Here is a 26,741-nt window from a genome sequence, read left to right as displayed (position 1 = left end):
CGGGTGTGGTGTCCCGTCGCCGGTCCGGGACGGGACACCACCACGCCTGCCTATCCCTGCGCCCCCGGCACCTTCACCCACACCGCCTTCGACGGCGTTCCCGCGCCGTCGACCGCGGTCAGCATGTACCACCCGGGCGGCACCAGGGACGGGTCCTTGGGCAGGGTGACCCGTACCCCGTTCCCGTCCTTGGTCGCCGTGAAGTCCACTGCGATCGAGCGCTGTTCGACGTTGGTGACATGGGTGAAGGACCCGGGACGCAGCAGCCGCATCTTCTTGATGGCGGAGGCGTGCGGGGAGCCGAAGGTGGCGCTGCCGCCGAGCGGGACCGTCGTGGGGCCGCGGTCCGTCAGCTCGGGGCGGGAGTCCCGGTAGAGGTAGGGCGGGGTGTAGAGGTCGATCTGCTGCTGGAAGACGCCCGGCTTGGTGTTGTCCTTGTCGGCGTAGAGGGAGTCGGAGCCGAAGGTCATCACCCGGCCGTCGGGCAGCAGCAGCGCACCGGAGTGGTAGTTGCGGCCCACCAGCGGGTCGGCCACCTGCCGGGCCGAGTTGGCCGCCGGGTCGTACAACTCCGCCTTGAGGACGTTGGAGTCGCTGCGCCCGCGGTAGTCACCGGAGCCGTTGGTGGTCAGCACCGTGTCGTCCGGCATGATCACGCTGCTCGGGTAGCGGGCCTTCGCATAGAGCGGCGGTCCGTCCTTGAAGCGAGGTGAGGGGGAGTGCAGATCCACGATCCGGGTCTTGTCGGTGGACCTCGGGTCCTCGCCGACGCCGCCCCCGCCCAGCACCATGTACCGCTGCTGCTGGGCCGGCGGCAGCAGCACCGACATCGACGTCTCCAGGATGTTCGGGTCGCTCATCCCGGGCACCACCTGGAACTTGTTGGACTTGATGTCCCAGATACCGGGCTTGCGGCCGATGTTGTCCGGCCCGTAGCCGGCGTTGGAGCCGGTGTAGAAGATCCGGCCCTTGTCGGTGAGGAAGAGCGCCGGGTAGGTCGGGAAGAAGCGCCGCTTGGGCAGATAGCGCCACTTCTTCGTCTTCGGGTCGTAGACCTCCTGCTTGCCGGGGACGACCTGCCCGATCTCGTCGAGGCCGGAGACCGAGAGCACCTTGCCGTCCTGGAGGGACGTCAGGGTGGGGTACCAGCGGGCCTCGTTCATCGGGCTGACGGGTATGTAGCGCTCGGCCACCGGGTCGAACTCGAAGGAGTCCTTGATCCCCTGGAAGTCCTTCTTGTCGAACGACAGCTTCTGCGCGATGCCGTAGAAGTTACGGGCGTCCGCGCCGGTCAGGCCGTGGATGCGGTAGTTGTCCTGGGAGCCGGTGGAGTAGCTGCGGCCGTCCTTGAGGGCCTCGACATAGACCCGGGCCTCGCTGTGCACCACCGTGACCTTGCCGGTCGCCGGGTCGGTCTTCTTCTTCGCTCGCGGCACCACGACCGGGTCCTTGGAGGCGAAGGTCTTCCCGTTCTGCTTGCCCGTGAAGAGCGTGCCGGCCGGGAACGTCTTGGGGCCGTCCGGGTTCTCGTTGTAGACGATCATGAGGCCGCCGGCCTTCTTCACATCGCCGTTCAGCTTCTCGTAGCGCTGGGTGCCGCCGGCCACCAGGAGTTTGCCGTCCGGGACCTGGGTGTGCCCGGCGCAGAAGAGGTCCTTGGGCGTGGGGATGTTCTTGAAGGTGTTCTTCTCCGGGTCCCACAGGACCGTACGGAACGACTTCGCCTTGAAGTTCGCCGCGTTGTTGCCGGAGCCCGCGACCAGCAGCACCTTCCCCGTGTGCAGCAGGGCCGCGTGGATGGTGTTGATGCGGTACTTCTGCGGGACGTTGACGACGTCCCAGTGGCCGTTCGCCGCCTTGTACTCGGGCTTGTTGATCTTGTACTGGTGGTACTGCTCCGAGGCGAAGCTGTAGAGGGCCGGCCCGTTCATCCCGGCCAGCGCAAGCACCACTGCCGTCGCTATCGCCACTCGGCGGGTGCGACGGCTCGGACGGTACTTCATGTGTGACGTCCCCCAAGGGCGATCTGCATGGTCTGTTCGGCGGCGGCCGGGTCGGTGGCCGGGTCGTTGGTCCGGGCGGTGGTCCGGTCGCCGACCTGGTCGGTGGCCGCCGCGTCGGACTCCTCGCGGGTCCGGTCGATGGCCGCGGTCTCGGCCTCATCCCCGACGGCCCCCTCGGCCGCCGCGGCGCCCGGTGCTGCCCCCTGGGCGGCCCCCGCCGTTCCCGTCGCCCCCCGCTTCCGCTTCTCCTCCCGCACGCTCATCCGCCAGGCGACGATCGGCGCGGCGGTGATCAGCATGGCGAGCACGGCCCAGGTGACCATCGCCGGATGGCTGTGGCCCAGTACGAACGAGGCCACCAGCGAGCCGCCGAAGACGAGCAGGAAGAACAGATGCACCCGGAAGGTGCCGAAGAGGGTGTCCGGGCTGGACGAGTCGCCCTTCGGCGTCACCACGAACTTGCTCTTGCGGCGCAGCACGGCATCGAACAGCGAACGCGCGTAGATCGGCGCCGACAGCGCGGACATCACCATGCCCGCGATACCGCCGGAGCCCTCCGGCTCGTGCGGCGAGACGTTGTGCCGCCGGTTCCAGATGTACAGCCCGATCTGGAGCGCCGAGGCATTGCCGTACAGCATCATCCACACCGCCGGGTCGATCTCCACGCCCGAGGCGCCCAGCCCCAGGAACAGCGCACAGCTGAGGGCCGCCAGAATCCAGTTCAGGGCGGACATCGGGTAGAAGATGACCATCATCGAGTAGTTGAAGAGCCGGCCCGCCGGCAGGGTGAACGGCGCCTTCCAGAACTGCTTGAGGATCGTCTCGTACGTCCCGCGCGACCAGCGCAGCTGCTGGGTGAAGAAGTCCGTCCAGGCCGTGGGCCCCTCGCCGACCGCGAGCACATCCGGCGTGTAGACCGAGCGCCACTTCTTCCCGGTCGCCGGATTCCGGTGCCGGTGCATTTCAAAGCCGGTCGCCATGTCCTCGGTGATCGAGTCGTACAGCCCGCCGATCTGCTTGAGCGCGCTGATGCGGACGGCGTTGGACGTGCCGACGAACATCGGGGCGCCGTAGCGGTTGCCGGCCCGCTGGATCAGCGCATGGAAGAGGAACTGCTGGGACTCGGCGGCCTTGGTGACGAAGGTGTCGTAGTTGCCGTACACCTGGGGGCCGATGACGAACCCCACGTCCGGGTCGCGGAAGAAGCCCAGCATCCGCTCCAGGTAGTTGGGCAGCGGGACGTGGTCGGTGTCGACGGAGGCGAAGTAGTCGTAGTCGTCGCCGTGCGCCTGCAGCCAGGCGTTGTAGTTGCCGTGCTTGGTCTTGGCGCGGTGCGGGCCCTTGGGGCGGTTCCACTCCGGGACGCCCTTACGGGTGAAGTGGTGGACGCCCAGCCGCCGGCAGACCTCTTTGACCTCGGGGTCGTCGCCCTCGTCCAGCAGCCAGATGTGCAGCAGCCCGCGATGGCGGATCTTGACCGCCGCCTCCAGCGTCTTTGTCACCATGGCCAGGGGTTCCTTGCCGGGCACGAAGGACGTGAGGAAGGCGACGCGGGTGCCGCTCTCGGGTATGACGGGTATGGGGTCGCGGGCGACGAGGGTGGCGTGCGCGTTGGACAGCACGTTCATGCACCGGAAGAACTCGATCAGCCCGATCGAGACCAGCATGACGACGTCCAGCGTCGGAAGGAAGTCGTAGGCCGGGTAGTCGCGTTCGGTCCAGTGCTCCGGCAGCATCAGCCAGATCAGCAGCCCGAACGAGAGCAGCGGCGCGGCGCCGAGCAGCACGGCGGCCCGGATGCGGTGCGGTTCGCCGGAGAGCAGCGAGCGGTAGCGGACCGTGTAGGGCTGGTCCGGGTCGGGCCGGGTGAGCGGCCCGGCCAGCCTGCTGTAGTGCTCGTAGTCGTAGCGCGGCAGCGGCTTGCGCGGGATCTGCCGCTGCCGGCGGTGACGTGGCATGCGCAGGCGTGTCGTGGCGGAGGGGTCGTACGGCTGCTGCGTCCCGGCGCCCTCAGGCGGCGATGTCATGAATCCATCCCCCCGCACGCAACATTGGCTGCGTGCCCTTCTGCTGATGGCCCGGGTCCGCGGTTCCCCGCGGCCCACCCGGGCGCTCTGAAATATCGGCGACCTGCACCGTTCGGATGGTGGTGACCATCTTCCGGTTGTGTGTGAAACACTTCCGCGATCTTGCCAAGCGGAGAGTTCCCCGTGTTCACATCACGCCACCCGGCGTACCCCACTGTTCCCCCGTCACAGAACCCGGCCTGATTTCTGCTGAGGGACCAGGCCAGGGTCCCTAACCGCCGTCATGGTGGCAAGAGTCACTCTAAATGTGCTCACAGAATGCGTAATACGGGGCGCGGTGTGATGCAGCGCACATCATTTGATCCGGAACTGCTGCTAATTTTCCCGCTGTCGACGGATATCGGGGCGATGACCGAGCCCTGCCCTGCTCGTGGGCGCGCACGCGCCGGCGGGCAAAGAGGCGTGTCCCGCACCGGTAAAGTCCGCCGCCGATCAGCCATCGGCCGCTGAAGAATAGGACCCCGCCGCGGGATTCCGGGTTGCCTCGATGGGACGGTGTGGATGCCGCTGTGTCGTGAATAAACCACCTGCTCAAGGGACTTGAAGCGTGCTGCGTGCGGCATCGGGCGGCAGCCGGCGGAATTCACCGGCAAAGCGGGCGGAGGTCGGGTCCGTGCCGGGTTCGGCCCGTTTGGCGACTTCGTCGAAGTTACCTCCGCGTACGGCGATTTGGCCGAAGGTGTGAACCATGCCCCGGGAATCCCCCAGTTCTCGGCCGGCCGACGGCGCAGTGGCGTGGGGGAAGGCGCTGGAGTGTCCAATCCGTGGACAGTGCCGCCGGGATTTCGGGCGACGGTCGTCGTGGCGTCGGCAGCACCCCCATCGCCGCGAGAGTCGATACCCGGCACGGCGGATGCGGGGCGGCTCGAAAGCCGCGGAGTGCCCGATGGGAGAGTCGACGGAAAGGGAATGGCGGCCCCGGCTTCCGAATCCCTATGCGACCGAACAATTACCGTTTGTGATCGCCGGAATTTCGGCCCGCTTCCTTCCGCATATCGCGAGAGGCCTCCGCCCCCGGCCCGATCATGGCCCGCGACGCGCGGTGGGGCCCTCGCTTACGCCGTTCGGCTTCCGGACCCGCGCAAGGGGGGTGCCGGCCGACGGGGACACCCCTCCATCCGCCCGACCCCATGACTGAGGCCCCCCGCATGGCGAGGGGCCTCAGTGTGACGTGCGCCGCCAGGGACTCGAACCCCGGACCCGCTGATTAAGAGTCAGCTGCTCTAACCAACTGAGCTAGCGGCGCGCGCTGACCTGGAGAACTTTACACGAACTCGGAGGGTGCTCCGTACCCCCGACCGCGCTGCTCACGCGCCCGGGACCTGTGATCCCCGCCACTCGATCCGGCGCCCGCTCCGTCTCCCCGTACCCCGCCGGTGGTCCCTCGCGCCGCGGTCGAAAGTCCCGCGATCTTGGGACCTTCGACCGCTCGTCCGCCCGCATCGCTCTGTGAGGATCGAGAGCAGGGGGGAGTAAGGGGAGGGCAAGGGGCGAATGGGCGGTAGATCATCCGTTGCCCCGTCAACATGCGATATCGACCGATGGTTGAGAGGCTGAGGCGACCGTCAGGACGAAAAAACTGCACACGCTCGCAGAGGTGCCGGCCATGGCGTCCGTCACTCCTCCTTCACCTCTTGCAACCCCACCCTCCAAAGCAACGTCTGCCAGGACGCGCGCCCCGGACCGGTCCCCGGGACTCGCCCCTCCGTCGGAAAGGTTGATCGTCGTGGTGTCGACAGCCAAGCGCACCCTTGAGATGCAGCTCCTCCTCGGGCCGGACGAAGCAGTTCCGGTGGCCGGCCGGTTCAGCTATCGCAGTGACCGCCCGTACGAGGTCGAGGTCGCCTTCATCAGCCGCGGCCGGACGGTCGCCACCTGGCTGTTCGCCCGTGAACTGCTGCTGGCCGGGCTGCACGGCGAGGCGGGGGAGGGGGACGTACGGGTGTGGCCGTTCCGCCGGCCGGGCGAACCGCGGCGGGTGCACATCGAGCTGTCCACCGACGACAGCATCTGTGAGCTGTCGGTACGGGCGAGCGAGCTGACCCCCTGGCTGGAGCAGACCGCGGCGATCGTCCCGCCCGGCCATGAGGGCCACTACCTCGACCTGGACACCCACCTGGCCCGGCTGCTCGCGGGGAAGTGCTGATGGGGGACATGACGATCACGACCACGACCGGGCCCCCGACCGGGGCCGAGCCCATGGGGGTGACTGTGAACGGGGCTGCGACTCCGGAGGCGGGAGCGGCCGAGCCCGCCGCCTCCCCTATACCCGCCGCGCGGCAGGCCGCGCCACCGGGCCGGGCGGCGGGCGGCGGCGCCGAGGCGACCGCCGGCGAACCCGCCACGGCCGCTTCGCACGACCCCCGCACGCACGGCTTTCTGCCCGAGCGGCCCCCGGTCCGTTCCATGATCGGCACCTGGACCCGGCTGGACGCCATGGCGCGGGCGGCCGCGACCGCTCCCGACCGGGAGGCGGCCGTCGCGCTGGTGGAACGGGCCCGCCGGGCCGGTGAGTTGGCCGCCCTGCGGCAGCGCGTCTCCCGGCTCTCGCTGCGGAACGCGGAGGCCGCGGCCATGCGGATCGCGGTGATCGCGGTGTCCTGCGGCTGGTGCGGACTCGACCCGCAGGCGCCGGCCGCCCGCGAGGTCGCCGACGAGGCCTTTCTCGACCTGTGGTCGGCGATCGCGCACCGTATCGACCACGACCAGTTCGTCGCCCTGCCCACCCTCGCGCTCCACAACTGGGCCCCCGAACGCAAACCGCGCCGCCATATCCCCATCGACCAACTGGCCCGCACCGAAACGCTGGTGCCGATCGTCCGCTGGGCCCCCGAGGGGCAGCCGCTCAGCCGTCTGGACCGGCTGATGCTGGCCGCGACCCGGCTGGAGGCCCACGGGATCTGGCTCTTCCGGCTCGCCGAAACCCTCGCGGGCCGTTCGCCCGACGACTCCTCCACCCCGACGGCGCTGCGCCGGCTGGTACGCGTCCAGCACGCACTGCGCGCCCAGCTCCTCGCCGAGGCGGCGGAACTGGCGGCGGCCCCGGCCACCCCGCAGCAGCGCGCGGTGCTCGGTGCGCTCGCCGAACAGGGCGCCCTGGAACCGCCGGTCCTCCAGGCGGCCGACGCGGTGCTGGGCATCGGCGGCCGCCGGCTGGGCGAGGGCCGGCGCCAGCTCCTGCGGCGTCATCTCCCGGCGCAGCAGCGTGCCTGGCTCAGCGCGATGGACCGCCACTGCGCACCCGTACGGACCCTCGCCCACCGCGGCGGCCCGGACGCCGCCGTCTACCGCGAGGCCCAGGAGTCGCTGATCGCCCTCCGCCGTACGTACGCGGCCCTGGTGCAGGCGGCCGCCCGCCCCGGCACGGCCCCGCTCACGGTGGCCGCCTGACCTCCGGACCCGGACCCGTCCCGCTGCGCCAGGCCGCCGTGGCGCGCACCACCGCGCCCGTCGGCCCGGCCGCCGAGGTCCCCGGCGGCGGCCGCAGGAGCGTACGCGCCGGGCTCCAAATCTGACGCAGCGTCAGCTACCCTCTGCCCCCATGGCACCCAACACCCCCGCCCTCAGCGGCAGTTCCGGCGCCGCCACCCTCGCGGAGCTCGTCCGGGCGCAGTGGGGCGATCACCGGGTGGGGGCGAAGTACGGGGAGCTGCGGCTCACCCATCACCAGCTGGCGGGCGGCGCCGCGGCGCGGGCGGCGTTGCTGCGGGAGCTGCTGCCGCGTGGGGTGCCGCCGCACGTGGGGGTGCTGCTCGACAACGTCCCGGAGTATCCGCTGTGGCTGAGTGCGGCGGCGCTCGCCGGGGCCGCCGTCGCCGGGCTCAACCCCACCCGCCGCGGCCCGGAGCTCGCCCGCGACCTTGCCCACACCGACTGCGCGCTGCTGATCACCGAGCGCGCCCGGCTGCCGCTGCTGGCCGGCCTGGCCCTCCCGCTCCCGCCCGAGCGGATCCTCGTCGTGGACGACCCGGCCTACCGGCAGCTGCTCGCGCCGTACGAGGGCACGACGCCCGACGAGATCACCTCCGGCCCCGGCGGCACCCCGGCACCTGCCACCCGGATGCTGCTCACCTTCACCTCCGGCTCCACCGGCGCCCCCAAGGCCGCCGTCTGCAGCCAGGGCCGGCTCGCCGCCGCCGGGCACTCGCTGGCCGGCCGTCTCGGGGTGCGCCGGGACGACGTCCACTACCTCTGCATGCCGATGTTCCACGGCAACGCGGTGATCGCCGGCTGGGCCCCGGCGCTCGCCGGCGGCGCCGCCGTGGCGCTGTGCCGCCGCTTCTCGGCCTCCGCCTTCCTCCCCGACGTCCGCCGCTACGGGGCCACCTACTTCACCTATGTCGGCCGGGCCGTGCAGTATCTGCTCGCCACCCCGCCCGCCCCCGACGACCGGGACCATCGGCTGCGCCGCGGGTTCGGCACCGAGGCGGGCGCCGTCGACGCCGCCCGCTTCGCCGAACGGTTCGGCGTCCGCCTGACGGAGGGGTACGGCTCCTCCGAGGGCGGCGCCGCGCTCCAGCGCACCCCGGACACCCCGCCCGGCGCCCTCGGCCGGCCCGCGCCCGGCGACGATCTCGCCGTCGTCGACCCGGAGACCGGCGCCGAGCTGCCGCGCGCCCGCCTCGATCCGGCCGGCCGGCTGCTGAACGGCGCGGAGGCGATCGGCGAGCTGGTCAACCGCGGCCGCAGCTCCTTCGAGGGCTACTGGCGCAACCCCGAGGCGACCGCCGCCCGTACCCGCGGCCGGGGCGCCGAGGGGGCCGGCGCCGGCTGGTACTGGACCGGCGACCTCTTCTTCCGGGACGCCGCGGGCTTCTTCCACTTCGCCGGGCGGACGGACGACCGGCTGCGGGTCGACAGCGAGAATCTGGCCGCCGCGATGATCGAGAACATCCTCGCCCGGTACGCCCCGGCCGCCGGCGCCGCCGTCTATGCCGTGCCCGATCCCATCGCCGGCGACCAGGTCATGGCGGCCCTCGCGGTGCCGGACGGCGCCGCGTTCGACCCGGACGATTTCACGGCCTTTCTCGCCGCCCAGCCCGATCTCGGCACGAAGATGGCGCCCCGCTTCGTCCGGACGATGGCCGCGCTGCCGGTGACCGCCACGAACAAGGTGCACCGCGTCGCCCTGCGGCGGGAAGGATTCCGGTGCCCGGACCCGGTCTGGTGGTCACCGCTCACCCCGACGGGCCCGGCCGCCCGGGCCCTCCCCGCCGGCAGCACCTATCGCCCGTTCACCGCCGGGGACCGGTCCGCCCTCCTGGCGCTCTACCGCGAGCACGACCGGGCGCACCTTCTGGACCGCTGAGCCGATGCCGTCGACGGGCGCTCCCGTCCGCCCCGCCCCACACAGCAGAGTGGGCGTTCCCGGAGAACCGGAAACGCCCACTCGATACGTGCGCCGCCAGGGACTCGAACCCCGGACCCGCTGATTAAGAGTCAGCTGCTCTAACCAACTGAGCTAGCGGCGCGCGCTGACGAAAGAAATACTACCTGGTCGAGAGGGGTGCTCCGGACCACTGCCAGGAGGGCCGAGCGCCGGCCTGGCCCAGTCGCACCCGGCTCAGATCGCCAGCGACAGCAGCACCGGAGCGGCCTTGCGGTTGAGGGCGTCGGCGGCCTGGCGCAGCCGGTGGGCGTGCTCCAGCGGCATGGACAGCGCCAGGCAGCCCACCGTCGAACCGGCGGTGATCGGTACGGCCGCACAGACCGTGCCGACGGCGTACTCCTGGAGATCGAGCACGGGGACCGTGGGCGGCTGGCTGTCGAGCTTGTGGAACAGGACCTTCTCGTTGGTGATCGTCCGGGAGGTGAGCCGGGCGGTCTTGCGGCGGGAGAGGTGGTCCTTGCGGCCGTCGTGGTCGAGCTGGGCGAGCAGGCATTTGCCGACCGCGCTGGCGTGCGCGGTGCGATGGAACTCGGCCCACTCGTTGACCTTGGGAGCCAGCGGCCCGTCGGCGTAGTGGAGGATCTTCACTTCGCCGTCGATGTACCGGCTGATGTAGACCGCCGCGCCGACCGAGTCGCGCAGCTGGTCGAGGGTGAGCTGAAGCTTGTCGCGCAGGGCCTGGTTGCGTTCCCTGCCCGAGCCCAGGAGCAGCAGGGCGTGGCCGATGACATTCGCGCCGTCGGAGAGCTGCTCGACATAGCCCTCGCGCCGGAGCATCGACAGCATGTGGGCGAGGTGGCCGGGGGACAGGCCGGTGTCGCGGGCGATCTGCGCATCGGTCACGCCGCCGGCGTGCCTGGAGATCGTTTCGAGTACGCGCAGGGCGTACTGCACCGAATGGAACGGCGCGGTCGGCTCGGGCTTCAGCGCCACGGTGTCCCCCTAGCAGGTTGGTACCGCTTGCGTCGTGACCTCCGCCGGTGGTCACGGGCCGGCGGATGGTGCCCGGCCGCTCCCGGACAACGGGGGCTGTCCTCACGATAGCGGCCAACGGCCTTCGGCGGAGGGGGTCTTGACCGAAAAGAAGCGCGTCCCGGTTTTCTGGACTGGGGCGAGAGACATTGGCATATGCCAAGGTCACAAGGCCGGGTGGCCGGGAGTCGTCGGGCTCCGAGGGGGATCCGGCCATCCGCACCGGGGGGACGGCAGCGGGTGGTGTGCCCCGTCAGGGACACACCATCCGAACCCCTTGCCTACGGCGTGCCGTTCACAGCACGGCGCTCAGGAACTCCCGGGTGCGCTCGTGTTCCGGCTCGGTGAAGATCTTCTCCGGGGAGCCGGACTCGATGACCCGTCCGGCGTCGAACATCAGGACGTCGTCGGAGATGTCCCGGGCGAAGTTCATCTCGTGGGTGACGCACAGCATCGTGATGTCCGTGGTGTGGGCGATGTCCCGCAGCACGTCCAGCACCCCGGCCACCAGTTCCGGGTCGAGCGCCGAGGTCACCTCGTCCAGCAGCAGCACCTGCGGGCGCATCGCCAGCGCCCGGGCGATGGCGACCCGCTGCTGCTGGCCGCCGGAGAGCTGGGTGGGGTACTTGTCGAGATGCTCGGTCAGGCCCACCAGGTCGAGGAGATCGCGGGCCCGCTCCTCGGCGGCGTCCTTGTCCATCCCGAGGACGTGCACCGGCGCCTCGGTGATGTTCCGCAGCACCTTCATGTTCGGGAAGAGGTTGAACTGCTGGAAGACCATGCCGATCTTCTTGCGGACCTCGCGGGTGTGCTTCTCCCCGGCCGGTACGAGCTTGCCGCCCTTCTCCTCGTGCGTCAGATACTGGCCGCCGACCTTGATGGTGCCCTCGTCCGGCTTCAGCAGCGTCATCAGCAGGCGCAGGATGGTGGTCTTGCCGGAGCCGGAGGGGCCGATGAGGGTGACGTGCTTGCCCGACGAGACGGTGAAGTCCAGGGAGTCCAGGACGGTGTTGGTCCCGAACCGCTTGGTGACCTTGTCGAAGCGGATCAGCTCGGCGCCTTCCGCGGACTCCGTCCGGGAAGTGCCCCCATCCGCCGCAGGGTTCGCCGTGTCTCCGGTGTGGTCCTTCGGGTGATTGCTGTCAGCGGACAAGGCGACGCTCCAGGGCTCGCAGGAGGAGGGAGGTGGGGTAGGAGATGACCACGAAGAGGATGCCGACGACGGTGATCGGCTCCAGGTAGTCGAAGGTGGTGGCGCTGATGCTGTTCGCCTGGAAGAGCATGTCGGCGACGGTGATACCGGCCAGCAGCGGCGTGTCCTTGAACATCGCGATGACGTAGTTGCCCAGCGCGGGCACCACCCGGCGGAACGCCTGCGGCAGGATCACCGCGATCCAGGTGCGCCGGGCCGGCAGGCTCAGCGCCGTCGCGGCCTCCCACTGGCCGGGCGGGACGCCCTCGATACCGGCGCGGTAGACCTCGGAGGTGTACGTCGAGTAGTGCAGGCCCAGGCCGATGACGCCGGTGGTCAGCGGGGCGAAGGTCAGTCCCCAGGTCGGCAGGACGAAGAACAGGAAGAACAGCTGCACCAGCAGCGGGGTGTTGCGGACGAACTCGACGAAGACGCTCACCGGCCAGGTCACCCAGCGGCTCGGCGCGCGCAGCGCCAGCGCCCAGACCAGGCCCAGCACGAACGACACCAGCGAGCCGTAGATCGTCGCCTGGACGGTGATCCACAGACCCTTGAGGATGTCGGGCATGATCTCGCCGACATAGCTCCACGACCAGTTGTTCACGGCTTGCCTCCGGTGGCCAGCGCCTCGGGACCCTGCTTTTCGACGGGCAGCTTGCGGGAGAACCAGCCCTCGCCCTTGGGCACCGCCCGGCCGATCGAGGCCTTGGCGCGGCGCTCCAGGACCCGCATGATCCGGGTCAGCACGAACGCGACCGCGAAGTAGAGGACGAGGATGATGCCGTAGATCTGGGCGCTCTGACCGGTCGACAGCCGGGCCAGCTTGGCCTGGAAGGTGAGTTCGCCGATGGACAGCAGCGAGGCCAGCGCGGTGCCCTTGAGCAGCTCGATCAGCAGGTTGTTGAACGGCGGCATCATCTCGGGAACGGCCTGCGGCAGGATCACCTTCTGCAGCCGCTGCCAGGGCGTGAAGCTCAGCGCGATGGCCGCCTCACGCTGGGCGGGAGCCACCGCCTGGACGGCGCCGCGGACGATCTCGGAGCCGTATGCGCCGTACGACAGGCCCAGCGCCAGGGTGCCCGCCCAGATGCCGACCAACTGCCAGCCCAGCAGCGGCAGTGCGAAGAACAGCCAGAACATCAGCACCAGTGCCGAGGTGCCGCGGAAGAACTCCACATAGACACCGGACAGGAAGCGGACGATCCAGAACCGTGAGGTGCGGGCGAGGCCGATGCTGAAGGCGACGACCGCGGCCAGGGCGGCGCTGTAGACCATCAGCTGGATGGTGATCCACAGCCCCTCGAAGAAGAGATTCCACAGAGCGCCGGTCACTTCTTACAGAGCTCCTTCGCCGTGAGGTCGGTCTGGAACTCCTTGGTGAAGCCGTACGGCTCGGCGATGCGCAGGAGTTCGCCGCTCTTCTTCATCTTCTGCAGCTCGCGGTTGAAGGCGTCGCGCAGCTTGGTCTCGCCGATGCGGAAGCCGTAGCCGCCGCCGTCGCGCTGGGGCTTGCCGTCGACCTCCGGGGTGAACGGCCGGGTCATCCCCACCTTGGGGTGGGCGCCGGTCTTCAACGCCTCGATCATGGTCAGCGCGGTGCCGGCGAAGACGTCGATCCGGCCGGCCTCCAGGGCCTCCATGCCGGCGATCTGGTCGCCGTAGGTCTGGATCGAGCTCTTCTTGACGCCGTTGCCGACCGCGTAGTCGATCTCCGCATAGCCGATACCGGAACCCATCCGGTATTTCCCCTTGGCGATGTCCGCATAGGAGTGGATATTTTTCGGGTTGCCCTTCAGGACGAGGAAGGCGTCCTTGCTCTCGTAATCCGGGTCGGAGAAGAGGACGGCTGCACAGCGCGCCTTGTTGATGAACATGCCCGCGACGATGACGTCGTACTGGAACGAATGCAGACCGGGCACCAGAGCGCCGAATTCGACGGGTACCGGTTCGAAGTTCCTGATGCCCAGCCGCCGGAAGATCGTCTTGGCGACCGCGGGGGCCTCGCCGGTCAGTTGACCCTTGCTGTTGATGGAGGCATAGGGCGGTTCGCTGGCGATTCCCATGCGGACGGTGCCCTTTTTCCGCAGATCCTCCAGCTGGTGTCCGCCGCCGGTCGCCCCGGTGACGTCGACCCGTGAGCAGCCGGTGCCCGCTCCCATCGCACCTGCTGCGCCGAGCGCCGCCACCCCCGCGAGCAGCGATCGGCGTCGGATTCCGCCGGTCAATTTTCTATTGATCATTCTGTTCTCCTGTGGTGGAGCCATGGGCGCGCGACTACCCGGACACCCGGCATATATGCCGATCGTTTCCGGCCCTTGATACAAGCGCCGCGGAGTTGTTCCGTACGCCGGTATTGCCCACCTACGATCAGGGGCATGACCGATCGCTTCATCGAAGTCTCCCTGGACAAGCGCGGCGTGAGCTGCACGGCCAAGTTGCTAGACGACCGCGCGCCGATCACCTGCAATGCCGTGTGGGATGCACTCCCGCTCGGCGGCGACGTCTACCACGCCAAATACGCCCGCAACGAGATCTACGCCCTGCTCGCGCCGTTCGCTCCTGAGGAGCCGCCGCTGGAGAACCCGACGATCACTCCGATCCCCGGCGATCTGTGTTACTTCACCTTCACGGACACACAACTGGGGACGAAGTCCTACGGTTACGAGACCCAGGCCGCACACCAGGGCCGCACCACCGTCGTCGATCTCGCGCTGTTCTACGAGCGCAACAATCTGCTGATCAACGGCGACGCGGGCTGGGTGCCGGGCATCGTGTGGGGCAGCGTCGTCGACAACCTGGACCGGATGGCCGACGCCTGTCAGGACCTGTGGCGGGCCGGGGCGTTGGGGGAGACCCTCAGCTTCCGGCGGGCGTAGGGGGCGCGGGGATCTGTGCGGTCCCCGCCTCGTAGAGGGCATGCGCGGCGCGCAGCACCAGCGCGTCCGCATGCCGCGCACCGACCAGCTGGACGCCGATCGGCAGCCCGTCGGCGTCCACCCCGCACGGCAGCGTCGCGGCCGGCTGCTGGGTGAGGTTGAAGGGGTAGGTGAACGGGGTCCAGCCGGTCCAGCGGGTGTGGCCCGATCCGGACGGCACCTCGGCGCCCGCTTCGAAGGCGGTGATCGGTACCGTCGGGGTCACCAGCAGGTCGTAGGCGCTGTGGAAGCGGCCCATGGCCTGGCCGAGAGCCATCCGCGTATCGACCGCCGCGAGATAGTCCAGCGCGCTGTAGCGGGCACCCTGTGCGCAGATCTCCTGGAGCCCCGGGTCGAGCAGTGCCCGGTCCGCGTCGTCCAGATGCTGCACCACCCGGGCCGCGCCGCTGAACCACAGCGTGTGGAAGGCCTCCACGGGGTCCGCGATGCCCGGGTCGATCTCCTCGACGGACGCACCGAGCCCGGCGAGGGTGTCGACGGCCCGGCGGACCGCCGCGGCGACCTCCGGAGCGATGGGCACCTCCCAGCCGAGCGACGGGCTGTAGGCCACCCGCAGTCCGGACACCGGGCCGGCCAGCTCTGCACGGAACGAGCCGGTCGCCGGACCGAGCTGGGACCAGTCCCGCCAGTCCGGCCCGCAGATCACGTCCATCGCCAGCGCCGCGTCCGCCGCGTCCCGGGTCATCGGCCCGACGTGCGCCAGCGTCCCGAACGGGCTCGCCGGATACAGCGGCACCCGCCCGTAGGTCGCCTTGAGCGCGAAGATCCCGCAGAACGACGCCGGGATGCGCACCGAGCCGCCGCCGTCCGTGCCCAGGCTCAGCGGCCCCGCGCCCGAGGCCACCGCCGCCGCGCTGCCGCCGCTGGAGCCGCCCGAGGTGCGGGCCGGGTCGTACGGGTTGCCCGTCACCCCGTGCCGCGGACTGTCGGTGACGCCCTTCCAGCCGAACTCGGGGGTGGTGGTCTTGCCGACGAACACCGCACCGGACTCCCGCAGCCGGGCGACCGACGGGGCGTCCTCGTCCCAGGGGCCCTCGGCCCGCACCGTGCGCGAACCGCGCAGCGTCGGGGCGCCCCGGGTGAGGATCAGATCCTTGACGGTGACCGGGACCCCGTCCAGCGGACCGGCCGGTTCACCGGCCCGCCAGCGCTCCTCCGATTCCCGGGCGCCCGCCAGCGCCTCGTCCGCGTCGATCCGGGTGAAGCAGTTCGTCGCGGACTGGGCGGCCTCGGCGCGCTCCAGCACCGCCCGGGCCGCCTCGACGGGGGAGAATTCGCCGGCCGCGTACCCGGCGGTGAGCCGGGTGGCGGTGAGGTCGGCGAGGTGGGTCGGTTCGGTGGTCATGCGTCCTCCGAGCGTCGGCCGCCCCGGCGGGGCGGTGGGGGAGCGGGACTGCCGCGCCGGGCCCGGCAGCCGGGCGCCGTCACTGCACCGGTACGTACCCGAGCCGTTTGTCGACGACGTTGTCCAGCGGCTCGCCCGCCGACCACTTGTCGAAGTTGTCCTGGAACTGCTCGGCGAGGGCGTCCCGCCAGCCCAGGGTGTCGCCGCTCATGTGGGGCGAGACGATCAGATGCGGTACGTCCCACAGCGGGCTGTCCGTGGTGAGCGGCTCCTGCTCGAAGACGTCCAGCGCCGCCGCCGCGATCCGCCAGGCGCGCAGCGCCGCGACCAGATCGGCCTCGACGACCAGCGGCCCGCGCCCGACGTTGATGAAGCGGGCCCGCTGCGGCATCCGCTCGAAGGCCGCCTTGTCGAATAGCCCGCGGGTGGCGTCGGTCAGCGGCGCCGCACAGATCACCCAGTCCGCATGGGGCAGCAGCCCGTCCAGCGCCTCACTCGCGTGCACCCGGCCGAAGCGCGGATCGTCCCGGCGCTCCCGGCGGCCGACCAGATCGACCTTGATGCCCAGGGCCAGCAGGGTGCTGCCGATGGCCCGGCCGATCGGCCCGGAGCCCACCACGACGGCCCGGCTCCCGGCCACCCGCAGCGTCTCGCGGTGCCGCCAGCGCCGCTGCCGCTGGAGCTCCCAACTTCCGTAGAAGTCCTTCGCCATAGCGATCACCAGCCCGGCGACGTACTCGGCGATCGGCTGCTCGAAGACACCGCGGGCATTGGTCACCACGGTGTCGTCGGCGATCAGCGCCGGGCACAGCAGCTGATCCACTCCCGCGCTGGCGGTGTGTACCCACCCCGGTTTGGGGCCCTGCTCCGGCCAGGCTCTGCGGATCGCCTCGGAGGTGAAATCCCAGGCCAACAACACGTCGGCGGAGGGGAGTCGGTCGGCGAGCGACTCCTCGTCGGTGAAGATCACCCGCGCCCGGCCGGCGAGCCGGTCCAGCTTCGGCGGCGGGTCGGATCCGAGGACGAGGACGGTGCTTTCGGACATAGCCAGAAACCGTTCTGAAACGTGAGCCCCCTTCAATAAAAGAGGGGCGCCGACAGATGCCTGAGATGCGAGGATTGACCACGCTAAGAAGTCGTATCTACCGTGTCAACAACGGCACTGTCCCGACGTCCCGGCTTGATCCGGCTGCACCTCCTCCTCGGCCACTGGCCTGGCCATTCCAGCCCTTCGTTGTTGTTCTAGGGGCCTTCATGGACGTCTCTTTTCTGGGTGGCCCACAGCCGCAGCTCGGCGTGGGTGTTGTCGCTCCCTTCGACTTCGCGCTCGACCGAGAGCTGTGGCGATGGGTGCCCGACGACGTGTCCCTCCACCTCACCCGAACCCCCTTCGTGCCGGTCGAGGTCAGTCTCGACCTGGCCCGGCTGGTCAGCGAGCACGAAACCCTGGACGCCGCGGTCCAGGCGCTGTGCGCGGTATCACCGCAGGTCATCTCCTATGCCTGCACCTCCGGCAGCTTCGTCGGCGGTGTGGCGGGCGAGCGGGCCATGTGCGCTGCCATGGTCCAGGCGGGGGAGGTGCCCTCCCTCACCACCTCGGGCGCGCTGATCGAAGCGGTCCGCGAGATCGGCGCACGGCGCATCGCCGTGGTCACGCCCTATACGAAATCGGTCACCGACTCCCTGGAGGACTTCCTCGGCGAGGCCGGCATCACGGTTACCGGGCGCGCCTATCTCGGGCTGACCCGGCACATCTGGAAGGTGCCCTACCGCGATGTCGTCGACATGGCCCGCGCGGCCGTGGTCGGTGACACCGAGGCCCTCTTCATCAGCTGTACGAACCTGCCGACCTACGACGTCATCCCGCAGCTGGAGGCCGAGCTGCGGATGCCGGTGCTGTCGGCCAACCAGGTCACGATGTGGGCCGCGCTGCGCGCCATCGGCGTCGCGGCGGTGGGCCCGTATCAGGCGCTGCTCGATCCGGTGGCACGGCGGGGGCCGGCCGCGATGAACGGATCGGAGCCGGTGGACACCGGACCGCGGGCGACCCCCGAGGCCGCCTTCGCCGGGTCTCCCGCACCACCGGAGGGGGAGGTGGCCGAGGGCCTCGAACCGCCGCCCTACCCACCCGAGGACACCGGAGGTCTGCCGCCGGTCTGAGGGTCCGCCCCCGGTCCCGGACGCTGCCGGCGTGATCCCGCTCGCCGGCAGCGCTCCGTCCGTACCTCACCGCTCCACCCGTCAACGCATCCACGAACGCCCCGGCACCCGCAGCCGTACACGCAAGGGAGACCTGCATGGCATCGGTCGGCTTCCTCTATCCCGGATACTCCGCGGAGGACGACTACCCCCGGATCGAAGAGCTCCTGGGCGGCACGGTCCGCCTGCCGCTGGTCCATACCGACATCGGCGAGGACGCCCACCGCGTCGACGCGCTGCTGGAGATGGGCTCCGCCGCGCGGCTGGCGGCCGGCGTCGACGAGCTCAAGGAGCGCGGCGCCGAGGCCGTCGTCTGGTCCTGCACCAGCGCCAGCTTCGTCTTCGGCTGGGAAGGCGCCCACGAACAGGTCCGGGAGCTGTCCGCCACCGCCGGCCTGCCCGCCTCCAGTACGTCCTTCGCGTTCGCCCATGCCGTCCAGGCGCTCGGGGCACGGCGGGTCGCGATTGCGGCCACCTACCCCGACGACGTGGCCGAGCACTTCCATGCGTTCTTGAAGTCCGCCGGGACGGAGGTCGTCTCGACCCGCGCCAGCGGCATCATCACCGCCGCCGAGGTCGGCACCTGGGGCCGCGAGGAGGTGCTGGCACTGGCCCGCGCCGGCGACCATCCCGATGCCGAGGTGGTGCTGCTGCCGGACACCGCGCTGCACACCGCCGACCATCTGCCGGCACTCGAAGCGGAGCTGCGCAAGCCGGTGCTCACCGCGAACCAGGTGACGGTCTGGGAGGGGCTGCGGCTGCTCGACCGCACGCTCTCCTGCCCGGTGCTCGGCACCCTCTTCTCCCGGACCGCGCACGTCTGACCCCGGGCGGCCGGACGCTGCGGCCCGGGCCCCCGCCCGGGAAGCGGTCCTCCCCACGGGATCTGACCCGGGAATAAGTGGAGATACTCTCCGGTTGTCCTCCCGGCAGACCAGCGACGCGAGGAGGACCGCACCGTGAGCGGTGAAGCGGACGAGATCCGGGGCAGCAGCGAGACGATCCACGACGGCGGCGACGGGATACGGGGCACCGCCCTGGGCAGTGCCCCGGTCCCGCTGTCGGTGCTCGACCTGGTGACGGTCGGCGCCGGCCACACCGCGTCCGGTGCGGTGCGCACCGCCGTCGAGCTGGCCCGTACGGCCGAACGCCGCGGCTTCCACCGCTACTGGGTCGCCGAGCACCACTCCATGCCCGGCGTCGCGTCCTCCTCGCCCGCGGTGCTGCTCGCCCATCTCGCTGCCCACACCGACCGCATCCGGCTCGGCTCGGGCGGCGTGATGCTGCCCAACCACGCCCCGCTGGTCATCGCCGAGCAGTTCGGCACCCTGGAGGCGATGGCTCCCGGCCGCATCGACCTGGGGCTGGGCCGGGCACCGGGCACGGACGGCGCCACCGCGGCCGCGCTCCGCAGGGGCACGCACCACGAGGGTGCAATGGGGTCTCCCCGAGAGCTGGGGGACGAATTCCCCCAGCAGTTGGCCGAGTTGACCCGCTTCCTCGACGACTCCTTCCCCGACGGCCATCCGTACGCCGGGATCCATGCGGTCCCCGGACCGGTCCAGGCCACCTCGCCTGGCGGCGTCCAGTCCGCCCACCGGCCGCCCCTGTGGCTGCTCGGCTCGTCCGGTTTCAGCGCCCGGCTGGCCGGCTCGCTCGGCCTGCCGTTCGCCTTCGCGCACCACTTCTCCGCCGCCCACACCCTCCCCGCGCTGGACCTCTACCGCGCCTCATTCCGCCCCTCCGAGGTGCTCGCGGAGCCGTACGCCCTGATCGGGGTCGCGGCGCTGGCCGCCGAGGAGGAGCGCGAGGCTCGGCGCCAGGTGATGACCGGCGCGCTGTCCATGCTCCGGCTGCGCACCGGCCGCCCCGGTCTGGTCCCCACCCCGGAGGAGGCCGCGGCGTACCCGTTCCAGGAGGCGGAGCGCCACTTCGTCGACAGCTGGCTCGGCAATGTCGTGCACGGCACCCCGGACGCGGTCCGCCAGGGACTGGACGACCTCGCCAAGCGCACCGGCGCCGACGAGTTGATGATCACCACCAACGCCCACGGCAGCGCGGCCCGGCTGCGCTCGTACGAGCTGATCGCGGACGTGTACGGGTTGCCGGCGTAGGGCGTTCGTACGCGGCGGTTGCGGCCGGTGGTGATTCCGCCGGGGCCTCGCCGTGGGGGTGGCGCGCCGTTGCGGCGGGATTTCTTTTCGGTGCGGGCCCGCCCGCACCGGTGGTCCGGATTCCGCCCGCGTCGGCGAGCTGTTCCGCGCACGTGGTCCGCTCAGGCTCCCGTATGGCGGCCCGCGTCGAGGAGAGCCTCGACGCGGTCGGGGGCGACGGGACGGGAGTAGAGCCAGCCCTGGCCGGTGTCGCAGCCGATCCGGCGGAGCCGCTCGGCCTGTTCGGCGCTCTCCACGCACTCGGCGGTGACCGTGAGGCCGAGCCGGTGCGCCAGCGCCACCAGCGCCTCGACGATCATCTCGTCCGCGGGATTGGGGTGCTCCTGTGAGCGGAAGCCGCGGACGAAGGAGCCGTCCAGCTTCAGTACCGACACCGGCAGGCGGCTGAGGTAGGCGAGGTTGGAGTAGCCGGTGCCGAAGTCGTCGATGGCGATCCGTACGCCCATGTCGCTCAGCGCCTGCAGGGCCTGCAGCGGCCGGCCGGCCGAGCCCATCACCGCCGACTCGGTCAGCTCCAGCTGCAGCAGATGCGGCGGCAGCCCCGTCTCGGCGAGGATCCCGGCGACATCGGCGACCAGGTCGGAGTCCCAGACCTGACGTACGGCCACATTGACGCTGACGAACAGCGGCTGGCCCGGGTGCGCCAGCTGCCAGGCGCGCGCCTGGTAACAGGCCCGCGTAAGGACCCAGCGGCCCAGCTCGACGATCGCGCCGTTCTCCTCCGCCAGCGCGATGAACCGATTCGGCGACAGCGTCCCGAACTGCGGATGCCGCCAGCGCACCAGCGCTTCCACGCCCTGCGCCCGGCCGTCCCCCAGTCCGACCAGCGGCTGGTACTCCAGGGTGAATTCGCCGCGGTCGACGGCCGGCCGCAGGGTGCTGGAGAGCGCCTGCCGGGTCATCCGGTGGGCGTTGCGCTCCGGGTCGAAGAGCGTCCAGCGGGCCTTGCCGTCCTCCTTCGCCCAGTACAGCGTGGTGTCCGCGGCCTGCATCAGGCCGGTCGCGGTGGTGCCCCCGGCGGCCCGCTCCACCACGCCGATGCTCGCCGAGACCGACAGCCGCTGCCCGGCCAGGTCGAACGGGCGCTGCAGCGCGTCCAGGACGCACTGGGCGAGCTCGGCCAGCTGTTCGGTGCCGGTGGAGTCTTCCACCAAAAGAGCGAACTCGTCACCGCCGAGTCGCGCCACCAGATGCCCGGCGCGGCCCGGCCCGCGGTCCGCGGCGCTCTCCGCACAGCGCGTCAGCCGCTGCGCCACCGCGCTCAGCAGCCGGTCGCCGACGCGGTGCCCGAGGGTGTCGTTGACGGCCTTGAAGCCGTCCAGGTCGAGGTAGCACAGCCCGATCCGGCCGGTGCCGGACGGCCCGAAGGAGGCGGATTCCAGCGCGGTGGAGAGCCGCTCGAAGAACAGCGCCCGGTTGGGCAGCCGGGTCACCGGGTCGTGCATCTGCAGATGCCGCAGCCGGGCCAGCAGATCGTGCCGGTCGCTGATGTCCGCGACCGACAGCAGCATCCGCTCCTCGCCGCTGAGCGGCTCCGGGGTGAGCGGCTCGACGGTCACCTCGACCCAGACGGAGTGCCCCTCGGTGTGTTTGAGCCGGCGGGTGCAGTGCAGCCGTTCGCTGCGCCCGCACAGCACCTCGCGGTAGGCGGTCCACACCCGGGGGTCGGCGCCGAGGTCGGTGAGGTCGGCCGCTGTGGTGGCGACCAACTCCTCCGGGTCGGCGCCGACCAGTTCGCCGAAGGCGGGGTTGGCGGCGAGCACCAGGCCGTCGCGGTTGAGCACGGCCATCGCCAGCCGGCCCGCGTAGAAGGCCGCGCGATAGTCGCCGAGCGAGGCCGCGCCGTCGTCGCAGCGGCCGGCGGGTGCGGGCCGGGTCTCGGCAGGTTCTTTGGTCGTGCCATTACGCTCCGTCACTGAGGGGAGCGTCGCCCCGGGCGTGCGGCCCGGGCTGTCGGGGTGTCCGCTCACTGCTCGCTCCCGCATGGCGCTTGTCTCGTGATGGAGGGGGGATCTCGCGCTGGAAAGTGTGGCGATCATAGAGGCTGGCGCAACGGCCGATCCAGCGACGCAACCGGGATCCTCCGCCCGCATGACGGAACTTCAGCCATTTCTGTCCGCCTGTGTTCGCGCCGAATGCCCCGTTGGTCGTTTGTGACTTTCCGTTACGAGTCAACGAAGACGCGCCGGTCACCCGTCCGGGTCTTCAAAACGGGCCGAATAGCATTAAATCGCCCCAGGGTAGATGAGGTCTCCGAATCCGTCCCTGGAGGTATATGTGCCGCGCGCCCGGACCCCCGACGGGGGAGACCGCCGCCGTCTGCGGCGCTTCGCGGCCGTCGCCACGTCCCTGAGCGCGCTCATCGCGACCTCCATCGTCGCCGGCCCCGCCACCGCCTCCGAGGCCGTGCTCCCGTGCGCCCTGGGACGCACCGACGCGCACCACTCCGAGGGGGTCGACGGCTGGAACGGCTCCTATCCGCGCCCGGACCGCCGGCTCGACGCCGTCATGATCTACCTGTCCTTCCCGGACGCCCGGCCCGAGAGCACCCCGCAGGAGCTGTCCCACGACTACTTCCCGGCCACCTCGGGCTTCTTCGCCCGCGCCTCGTACGGCCACTTCCGGCTGCGGCCGCACATCCACCACTCCTGGGTACGGATGCCGCGGCCCTCGGCCTCGTACGGGATACAGCGTGACTGGGACGCCGACCGGCGCTCGGCCTATCTGCACGACGCGGTCGCCGCCGCCGACCCGTCCGTGGACTTCAGCCGCTACGACGTGGTCTATTTCGTCGCCGACCCGGACGCCCCCGGCGTGGACTCGGACGCCACCAAGGTCGTCAACCTCGACCAGCCGATGCATGCCGACGACCGCGATCTGAGCCGGTTCGTCACCGTCTTCGAGCAGAGCCCGCCGGACCGCAACGTCCTCGCCCACGAGACCGGGCACGTCTTCGATCTGCCGGACCTCTACCACCGGCCGGAGGGCGGCAAGGGCGACTGGGACACCTATGTCGGCGACTGGGACCTCATGGGCAGCCAGTTCGGCCTGGCACCCGACCCCTTCGCCTGGCACAAGTGGCGGCTCGGCTGGATCACCGACCGGCAGGTCGAGTGCATCGATCTGGCCGGCCCGGCCATGCACTCGCTGCGGACGCTGTCCGCCCCCGGGGAATCCGGCGCCCGGCGCCGGCCGCGGCTCCTGGTGCTGCGTACGGGGCACGACAGCGCCCTCGCCATCGAGGCACGCGATGCCACGGGCAACGACCGCTCGCTGTGCGCCGAGGGCGTCCTGGTCTACCGCGTGCACAGCGACACCGCCTCCGGCTCGGGGCCCGTGCAGGTCCTCGACGGCCACCCCGGCACCTCGGCCTGCTGGGGCACCTCGGTCTATCCGCCGCTCGCGGACGCGCCGCTGGGTGTCGGCGAGAGCATGGACGATGCCAAGGACGGCGTCCGCATCCAGGTCGCGGGCCGGACCGCCGACGGGGACTGGGCGGTCAAGATCGGGCACCGCTGACGTCCTGCCCGGCGCACCACGGGAGCGCATACGACGAAGGCCTCCACCATGGTGGAGGCCTTCGGCTGTCTGTGCGCCGCCAGGGACTCGAACCCCGGACCCGCTGATTAAGAGTCAGCTGCTCTAACCAACTGAGCTAGCGGCGCCTGCTGACGGGGAAAACATTAGCATCCTGCCCGGGGAGGGCAAAAATCGGTTTGTCTCAGCCCGGCGTGAGCGCCGAAACGCGGTGCTGAGCTGCGGTGTCCCGCTCTGGCCCGGCCATCGAGCGGGCGGCCCGGACGCACGCCCACAGCAGCACGTCCGGACCCGGCAGCCAGGGGTTGCGGACATCCGGTGCCACCAGCCAGCGGGAGGCGGCCGGGCCGGACGGGTCCTCGGCGGCCGCGGCGGTGATCTCGGCCGCGCCGAGGCGGGGGTGCAGCGGGGGGACGGTGACCGCGTCGCCGCTGCCGTGGCACAGCAGCGGGGGGACGGCGGCGGACCACTCCTCCCAGACGAGCAGCGCGGGCAGCCGCTGGGCCGCGCCGGGGGTGGCGAACAGCAGGATCCGGCCGCGGTGCGCGGCCACCGGCCCCGAACCGGGGCCGGTGGACCATAAGTGGTCCACCATCCGCCGCCCGAAGAGCGCGGGGGCATTGATGACGTCGAAGGCGGTGCCGCACGGCAGCACGCTCGGCGCGGCCGGCTGGGCGGCCCACGCCGCCTGCATCGCGTCCGGATCGGGGCCGGCGGAGGCGAGCCAGTCAGCGCCGGCAAGCGTGACATATGCCGAGGTGGGAAAGGCCAGAGTGCGCGGGGTGTCAGGCAGCCAGTCGCTCATGGGGACAGGTCTACCCAGCTGGAGCGCCAGGTCTTGGCTGATTGCGGGAAATCAGGGCGGGGCGTTGCGGGAGCCGGTATCTTTCGCGCCCTGCATATGCCTCCGGCTCATGATCATGGACCATGAGTCGGAGGGGACGCCTGGGGCAGCACCCCCGGAGCCGGCCGGGGGCGGGGCGGTCAGTCCATGTCGCCGGGCAGCGAGCTGCCGCTGCGCATCAGGCTGCGCCCGAACTCGATCATTTTCTGGGCATAGTCCTCGGTCCACTCCGCCTGCTCGGCGAGCACGGCCAGCGGCATCCGGTCGAACCGGCTGGGGTCGGCCAGCTGGGCCGCGGCCAGCGCCTGGAACTCCGTGGCACGGTCGGCCGCGGCGCGGAAGGCGAGGGTCAGTTCCGTGGCGCGGCTGAGCAGCTCGCGCGGATCCTCCATCGACTCCAGATCGAAGAAGTGCTCGGGATCGGCGGCGGCCTCGGGCGGCTCGAAGAGCAGCTGCGCGGGCTTCATGCGCCGTGGTCCGGGTGCCGCACCACGCGGGTCGGGAGCCGGCTGCGGCTCGGACATGTACCTACCTCCAGATCGTGTGCCGCATTCCATTGTCCCGCCCCGCGCAAGTACGCCCCGCCCAGGAGCGGCCGCCGGCTCGTACCGGCCGTCCGCGGTGGCGGGAGACCGGCGGCCGCCCGGCCTACGGACGCCACCCCACCCGGTGTTCCGCCAGATGGGCGAGGACGGCGTGGTTGGCCTCCCAGCCGTCCGGGAACTTGACCGTGACGCCGAGGCTGACCGGTTCGGTCGAGGGGTGTGCGTCCAGCAGGTCGGCGACGCCCGCCCGGCAGACCACGATGCAGGCGTGGCGGTGGCGGGAGGCGAGCACACACAGCCGGCCGGTCTCCAGATGGAAGGCGGTGGCGTCGGGGCGGCCGGAGAGCGGGTGCAGCACGACCGTGACATCGAACTCGCGGCCCTGGAGGCGGTTGGCGGTGTCCACCGCGACGCCGGTCACCCCCAGATCGGCGAGCGCGGCGCGGACGGCCGCCGCCTGGTCCCGGTGGGCCGTACCGACCGCGATCCGGCCGGCCGTCAGGGGCGCCGGGGCGGGCGTCTCCCCGGCCGCGGCCGGCCCGGCCTCGCTGGTCGTGGCGCCGCCGCGGTCGAGGAGCCGGCGTACGACATGGGCCACCGCGCGCATCGCTTCCGGGTCCGTCCGCGGGGTGTGGCGGGCGGGGAGTTCCAGCAGGCCCCAGCCGGACTCGGCGGCCTCGTCCAGGACGCGGTCCACGCCGGAGCCGTCGCCCGGCACCCCGAACGCCAGCCGACGGTCGCCGTGGCCGGTGCCGCTGCGGAACGGGGTGTACGGATAGAACGCGCGGGAGACCAGCGGCGCGGCCGAGGCGGGCAGCCGCCAGGAGACCGGCAGCCGGTGCTGCGGCAGGCCGGGATTGTGGGCCAGGAGCGTGGACACCGCACTCGACGACGGGTCGTACGCCAGCCCCGCCCACTGCTCCGCGCCGACCACGCTGAAGGGATCCAGCTGGCCCGGGTCGCCGACGAACAGCGCCCGTTCGAAGAGCCCGGCGACGCTCAGCAGCGCATCGGAGCGCATCTGATAGGCCTCGTCCACGATGGCGTGCCGCCAGGGCTCGTCGACCTTGGTGTACGCCCATTTCGCGGCCGTGGAGACCACGATGTCCATCCCGGCCAGCTCGGCGATCTTCGCGGACGTACGGACCGCGGGCAGCCCGGCCAGCGCCGGGTCGAAGGCCCCGGGCTCGCTGCTGTGCAGCCGGCCGACCGGCAGCTGCGGGTCCTTCTCGGCGAGCCGCAGCACGAGGTCGTCGACCTGGGAGTTGGTCTGCGCCACCACCATCAGCGGGCGTCCGGCGGCGGCGAGTTCGCGGGCCGCCCGCACCACGAGGGTGGACTTGCCCGCGCCGGGCGGGGAGTCCACGACCACCCCGCGCAGGGCGCCGTGCAGCGTGTCGTGCAGGATCCGGTCGGTCGCCGCGGCGGCCGCGGCGGCGGGGTCGAAGGGCTCGCCGGGGTCGGGACGGTGAGCCTGAGTGGCCGTCATACGGCGGTGTTCTCCAGGGCGGTCGAGGG

General features: G+C 71.2%; 21 protein-coding genes and 3 tRNA genes. 8 read left to right on the top strand and 16 right to left on the bottom strand.

What is annotated here, in order from left to right; translation table 11 throughout:
- Positions 1–50: 50 nt before the first annotated feature.
- From glxA to BKA18_RS13390, 3 genes are all read right to left on the bottom strand, one after another.
- Positions 51–2,003 carry a radical copper oxidase GlxA gene (gene glxA, locus BKA18_RS13400; RefSeq protein ID WP_366043348.1) on the bottom strand — a complete coding sequence of 651 codons (1,953 nt, stop codon included), beginning with the start codon at positions 2,001–2,003 and terminating at the stop codon, positions 51–53.
- The gene (locus tag BKA18_RS13395; RefSeq protein WP_366043347.1) at positions 2,000–4,030 is read right to left on the bottom strand and encodes a glycosyltransferase family 2 protein; all 2,031 of its coding nucleotides are present in this window, start codon (positions 4,028–4,030) and stop codon (positions 2,000–2,002) included. Before BKA18_RS13395 ends, glxA begins: the two co-directional genes overlap by 4 nt.
- Before the next feature lie 1,232 nt (positions 4,031–5,262).
- Positions 5,263–5,336: transfer RNA gene (locus tag BKA18_RS13390), tRNA-Lys, on the bottom strand.
- Positions 5,337–5,816: 480 nt separating this feature from the next.
- On the opposite strand from BKA18_RS13390, the gene BKA18_RS13385 reads away from it, so the two are divergent.
- From BKA18_RS13385 to BKA18_RS13375, 3 genes are all read left to right on the top strand, one after another.
- Positions 5,817–6,236 (top strand): SsgA family sporulation/cell division regulator, encoded by a 420-nt coding sequence (locus BKA18_RS13385; RefSeq protein ID WP_231976918.1) that lies wholly within the window; start codon positions 5,817–5,819, stop codon positions 6,234–6,236.
- Between the two features lie 8 nt (positions 6,237–6,244).
- Positions 6,245–7,480: a hypothetical protein gene (locus BKA18_RS13380; protein WP_366043346.1), complete on the top strand. Its 1,236-nt coding sequence runs from the start codon at positions 6,245–6,247 to the stop codon at positions 7,478–7,480.
- Between the two features lie 151 nt (positions 7,481–7,631).
- On the top strand, positions 7,632–9,398 hold the full coding sequence (locus BKA18_RS13375) for an AMP-binding protein (protein ID WP_366043345.1): 1,767 nt from the start codon (positions 7,632–7,634) through the stop codon (positions 9,396–9,398).
- Between the two features lie 89 nt (positions 9,399–9,487).
- On the opposite strand, the gene BKA18_RS13370 is transcribed toward BKA18_RS13375, so the two are convergent.
- From BKA18_RS13370 to ehuB, 6 genes are all read right to left on the bottom strand, one after another.
- Positions 9,488–9,561, bottom strand: a tRNA-Lys gene (locus tag BKA18_RS13370).
- 92 nt (positions 9,562–9,653) lie between these two features.
- The gene (locus BKA18_RS13365; protein WP_366043344.1) at positions 9,654–10,412 is read right to left on the bottom strand and encodes an IclR family transcriptional regulator; all 759 of its coding nucleotides are present in this window, start codon (positions 10,410–10,412) and stop codon (positions 9,654–9,656) included.
- 334 nt (positions 10,413–10,746) lie between these two features.
- Positions 10,747–11,604, bottom strand: a complete 858-nt coding sequence (gene ehuA, locus BKA18_RS13360; RefSeq protein ID WP_006605410.1) for an ectoine/hydroxyectoine ABC transporter ATP-binding protein EhuA — start codon at positions 11,602–11,604, stop codon at positions 10,747–10,749.
- Positions 11,594–12,211, bottom strand: a complete 618-nt coding sequence (gene ehuD / locus BKA18_RS13355) for an ectoine/hydroxyectoine ABC transporter permease subunit EhuD (RefSeq protein ID WP_040900676.1) — start codon at positions 12,209–12,211, stop codon at positions 11,594–11,596. The genes ehuA and ehuD overlap by 11 nt, the downstream gene beginning before the upstream one ends.
- A gap of 32 nt (positions 12,212–12,243) precedes the next feature.
- Entirely contained in the window at positions 12,244–12,975 is a 732-nt protein-coding gene (gene ehuC, locus BKA18_RS13350; protein ID WP_006605412.1) for an ectoine/hydroxyectoine ABC transporter permease subunit EhuC, read from the bottom strand.
- Positions 12,972–13,883, bottom strand: a complete 912-nt coding sequence (ehuB, locus tag BKA18_RS13345) for an ectoine/hydroxyectoine ABC transporter substrate-binding protein EhuB (RefSeq protein WP_366043343.1) — start codon at positions 13,881–13,883, stop codon at positions 12,972–12,974. Before ehuB ends, ehuC begins: the two co-directional genes overlap by 4 nt.
- A 135-nt stretch (positions 13,884–14,018) precedes the next feature.
- On the opposite strand from ehuB, the gene BKA18_RS13340 reads away from it, so the two are divergent.
- Positions 14,019–14,519 carry a DUF3830 family protein gene (locus BKA18_RS13340; protein ID WP_366043342.1) on the top strand — a complete coding sequence of 167 codons (501 nt, stop codon included), beginning with the start codon at positions 14,019–14,021 and terminating at the stop codon, positions 14,517–14,519.
- On the opposite strand, the gene BKA18_RS13335 is transcribed toward BKA18_RS13340, so the two are convergent.
- A complete protein-coding gene (locus tag BKA18_RS13335; RefSeq protein ID WP_366043341.1) occupies positions 14,500–15,924 on the bottom strand; it encodes an amidase in 1,425 nt (474 codons plus the stop codon). The genes BKA18_RS13340 and BKA18_RS13335 overlap by 20 nt on opposite strands.
- A gap of 79 nt (positions 15,925–16,003) precedes the next feature.
- A complete protein-coding gene (locus BKA18_RS13330) occupies positions 16,004–16,969 on the bottom strand; it encodes a D-2-hydroxyacid dehydrogenase (protein WP_366043340.1) in 966 nt (321 codons plus the stop codon).
- A gap of 209 nt (positions 16,970–17,178) precedes the next feature.
- Here BKA18_RS13330 and BKA18_RS13325 point away from each other — a divergent pair, with 209 nt between their 5' ends.
- The 3 genes from BKA18_RS13325 to BKA18_RS13315 all read left to right on the top strand — a co-directional run bounded on the left by BKA18_RS13325 (position 17,179) and on the right by BKA18_RS13315 (position 20,237).
- Positions 17,179–18,084 carry a maleate cis-trans isomerase family protein gene (locus BKA18_RS13325; protein ID WP_366043339.1) on the top strand — a complete coding sequence of 302 codons (906 nt, stop codon included), beginning with the start codon at positions 17,179–17,181 and terminating at the stop codon, positions 18,082–18,084.
- 137 nt (positions 18,085–18,221) lie between these two features.
- Positions 18,222–18,947 (top strand): maleate cis-trans isomerase family protein, encoded by a 726-nt coding sequence (locus BKA18_RS13320; RefSeq protein WP_006605418.1) that lies wholly within the window; start codon positions 18,222–18,224, stop codon positions 18,945–18,947.
- Between the two features lie 135 nt (positions 18,948–19,082).
- On the top strand, positions 19,083–20,237 hold the full coding sequence (locus BKA18_RS13315; protein WP_366043338.1) for an LLM class flavin-dependent oxidoreductase: 1,155 nt from the start codon (positions 19,083–19,085) through the stop codon (positions 20,235–20,237).
- A 161-nt stretch (positions 20,238–20,398) separates the two neighbouring features.
- Here BKA18_RS13315 and BKA18_RS13310 read toward each other — a convergent pair whose 3' ends face one another.
- Positions 20,399–22,213, bottom strand: coding sequence for a putative bifunctional diguanylate cyclase/phosphodiesterase (locus BKA18_RS13310; RefSeq protein WP_366043337.1), 1,815 nt, complete (start codon positions 22,211–22,213; stop codon positions 20,399–20,401).
- Between the two features lie 361 nt (positions 22,214–22,574).
- Between BKA18_RS13310 and BKA18_RS13305 the strand changes: the two genes are divergently transcribed.
- The gene (locus BKA18_RS13305; protein WP_366043483.1) at positions 22,575–23,816 is read left to right on the top strand and encodes a M6 family metalloprotease domain-containing protein; all 1,242 of its coding nucleotides are present in this window, start codon (positions 22,575–22,577) and stop codon (positions 23,814–23,816) included.
- A 72-nt stretch (positions 23,817–23,888) separates the two neighbouring features.
- Here BKA18_RS13305 and BKA18_RS13300 read toward each other — a convergent pair.
- The 4 genes from BKA18_RS13300 to BKA18_RS13285 all read right to left on the bottom strand — a co-directional run bounded on the left by BKA18_RS13300 (position 23,889) and on the right by BKA18_RS13285 (position 26,712).
- A tRNA-Lys gene (locus BKA18_RS13300) sits at positions 23,889–23,962 on the bottom strand.
- 56 nt (positions 23,963–24,018) lie between these two features.
- Positions 24,019–24,639, bottom strand: a complete 621-nt coding sequence (locus BKA18_RS13295; RefSeq protein WP_366043336.1) for a bifunctional DNA primase/polymerase — start codon at positions 24,637–24,639, stop codon at positions 24,019–24,021.
- A 179-nt stretch (positions 24,640–24,818) separates the two neighbouring features.
- On the bottom strand, positions 24,819–25,202 hold the full coding sequence (locus tag BKA18_RS13290) for a hypothetical protein (protein ID WP_174243922.1): 384 nt from the start codon (positions 25,200–25,202) through the stop codon (positions 24,819–24,821).
- A 124-nt stretch (positions 25,203–25,326) separates the two neighbouring features.
- The gene (locus tag BKA18_RS13285; protein WP_366043335.1) at positions 25,327–26,712 is read right to left on the bottom strand and encodes an AAA family ATPase; all 1,386 of its coding nucleotides are present in this window, start codon (positions 26,710–26,712) and stop codon (positions 25,327–25,329) included.
- Between the last annotated feature and the right edge of the window lie 29 nt (positions 26,713–26,741).

The organism is Streptomyces auratus, from assembly GCF_050433025.1.
Classification (GTDB): Bacteria; Actinomycetota; Actinomycetes; order Streptomycetales; family Streptomycetaceae; genus Streptomyces; species Streptomyces sioyaensis.
Note: the sequence above shows the minus strand (reverse complement) of the source record. Positions and strands in the feature narration are given on the sequence as shown.

What these genes read in the sequence shown, in the direction of transcription:
- BKA18_RS13320 (WP_006605418.1), top strand. Translation starts at nt 18,222, where the DNA reads ATGGCATCGGTCGGCTTCCTCTATCCCGGATACTCCGCGGAGGACGAC.
- ehuD (WP_040900676.1), bottom strand. Translation starts at nt 12,211, where the DNA reads ATGCCCGACATCCTCAAGGGTCTGTGGATCACCGTCCAGGCGACGATC.
- glxA (WP_366043348.1), bottom strand. Translation starts at nt 2,003, where the DNA reads ATGAAGTACCGTCCGAGCCGTCGCACCCGCCGAGTGGCGATAGCGACG.
- BKA18_RS13335 (WP_366043341.1), bottom strand. Translation starts at nt 15,924, where the DNA reads ATGACCACCGAACCGACCCACCTCGCCGACCTCACCGCCACCCGGCTC.
- BKA18_RS13295 (WP_366043336.1), bottom strand. Translation starts at nt 24,639, where the DNA reads ATGAGCGACTGGCTGCCTGACACCCCGCGCACTCTGGCCTTTCCCACC.
- BKA18_RS13330 (WP_366043340.1), bottom strand. Translation starts at nt 16,969, where the DNA reads ATGTCCGAAAGCACCGTCCTCGTCCTCGGATCCGACCCGCCGCCGAAG.
- BKA18_RS13375 (WP_366043345.1), top strand. Translation starts at nt 7,632, where the DNA reads ATGGCACCCAACACCCCCGCCCTCAGCGGCAGTTCCGGCGCCGCCACC.
- BKA18_RS13290 (WP_174243922.1), bottom strand. Translation starts at nt 25,202, where the DNA reads ATGTCCGAGCCGCAGCCGGCTCCCGACCCGCGTGGTGCGGCACCCGGA.
- BKA18_RS13285 (WP_366043335.1), bottom strand. Translation starts at nt 26,712, where the DNA reads ATGACGGCCACTCAGGCTCACCGTCCCGACCCCGGCGAGCCCTTCGAC.
- ehuB (WP_366043343.1), bottom strand. Translation starts at nt 13,883, where the DNA reads ATGATCAATAGAAAATTGACCGGCGGAATCCGACGCCGATCGCTGCTC.
- BKA18_RS13380 (WP_366043346.1), top strand. Translation starts at nt 6,245, where the DNA reads ATGACGATCACGACCACGACCGGGCCCCCGACCGGGGCCGAGCCCATG.
- BKA18_RS13395 (WP_366043347.1), bottom strand. Translation starts at nt 4,030, where the DNA reads ATGACATCGCCGCCTGAGGGCGCCGGGACGCAGCAGCCGTACGACCCC.
- BKA18_RS13325 (WP_366043339.1), top strand. Translation starts at nt 17,179, where the DNA reads ATGGACGTCTCTTTTCTGGGTGGCCCACAGCCGCAGCTCGGCGTGGGT.
- BKA18_RS13340 (WP_366043342.1), top strand. Translation starts at nt 14,019, where the DNA reads ATGACCGATCGCTTCATCGAAGTCTCCCTGGACAAGCGCGGCGTGAGC.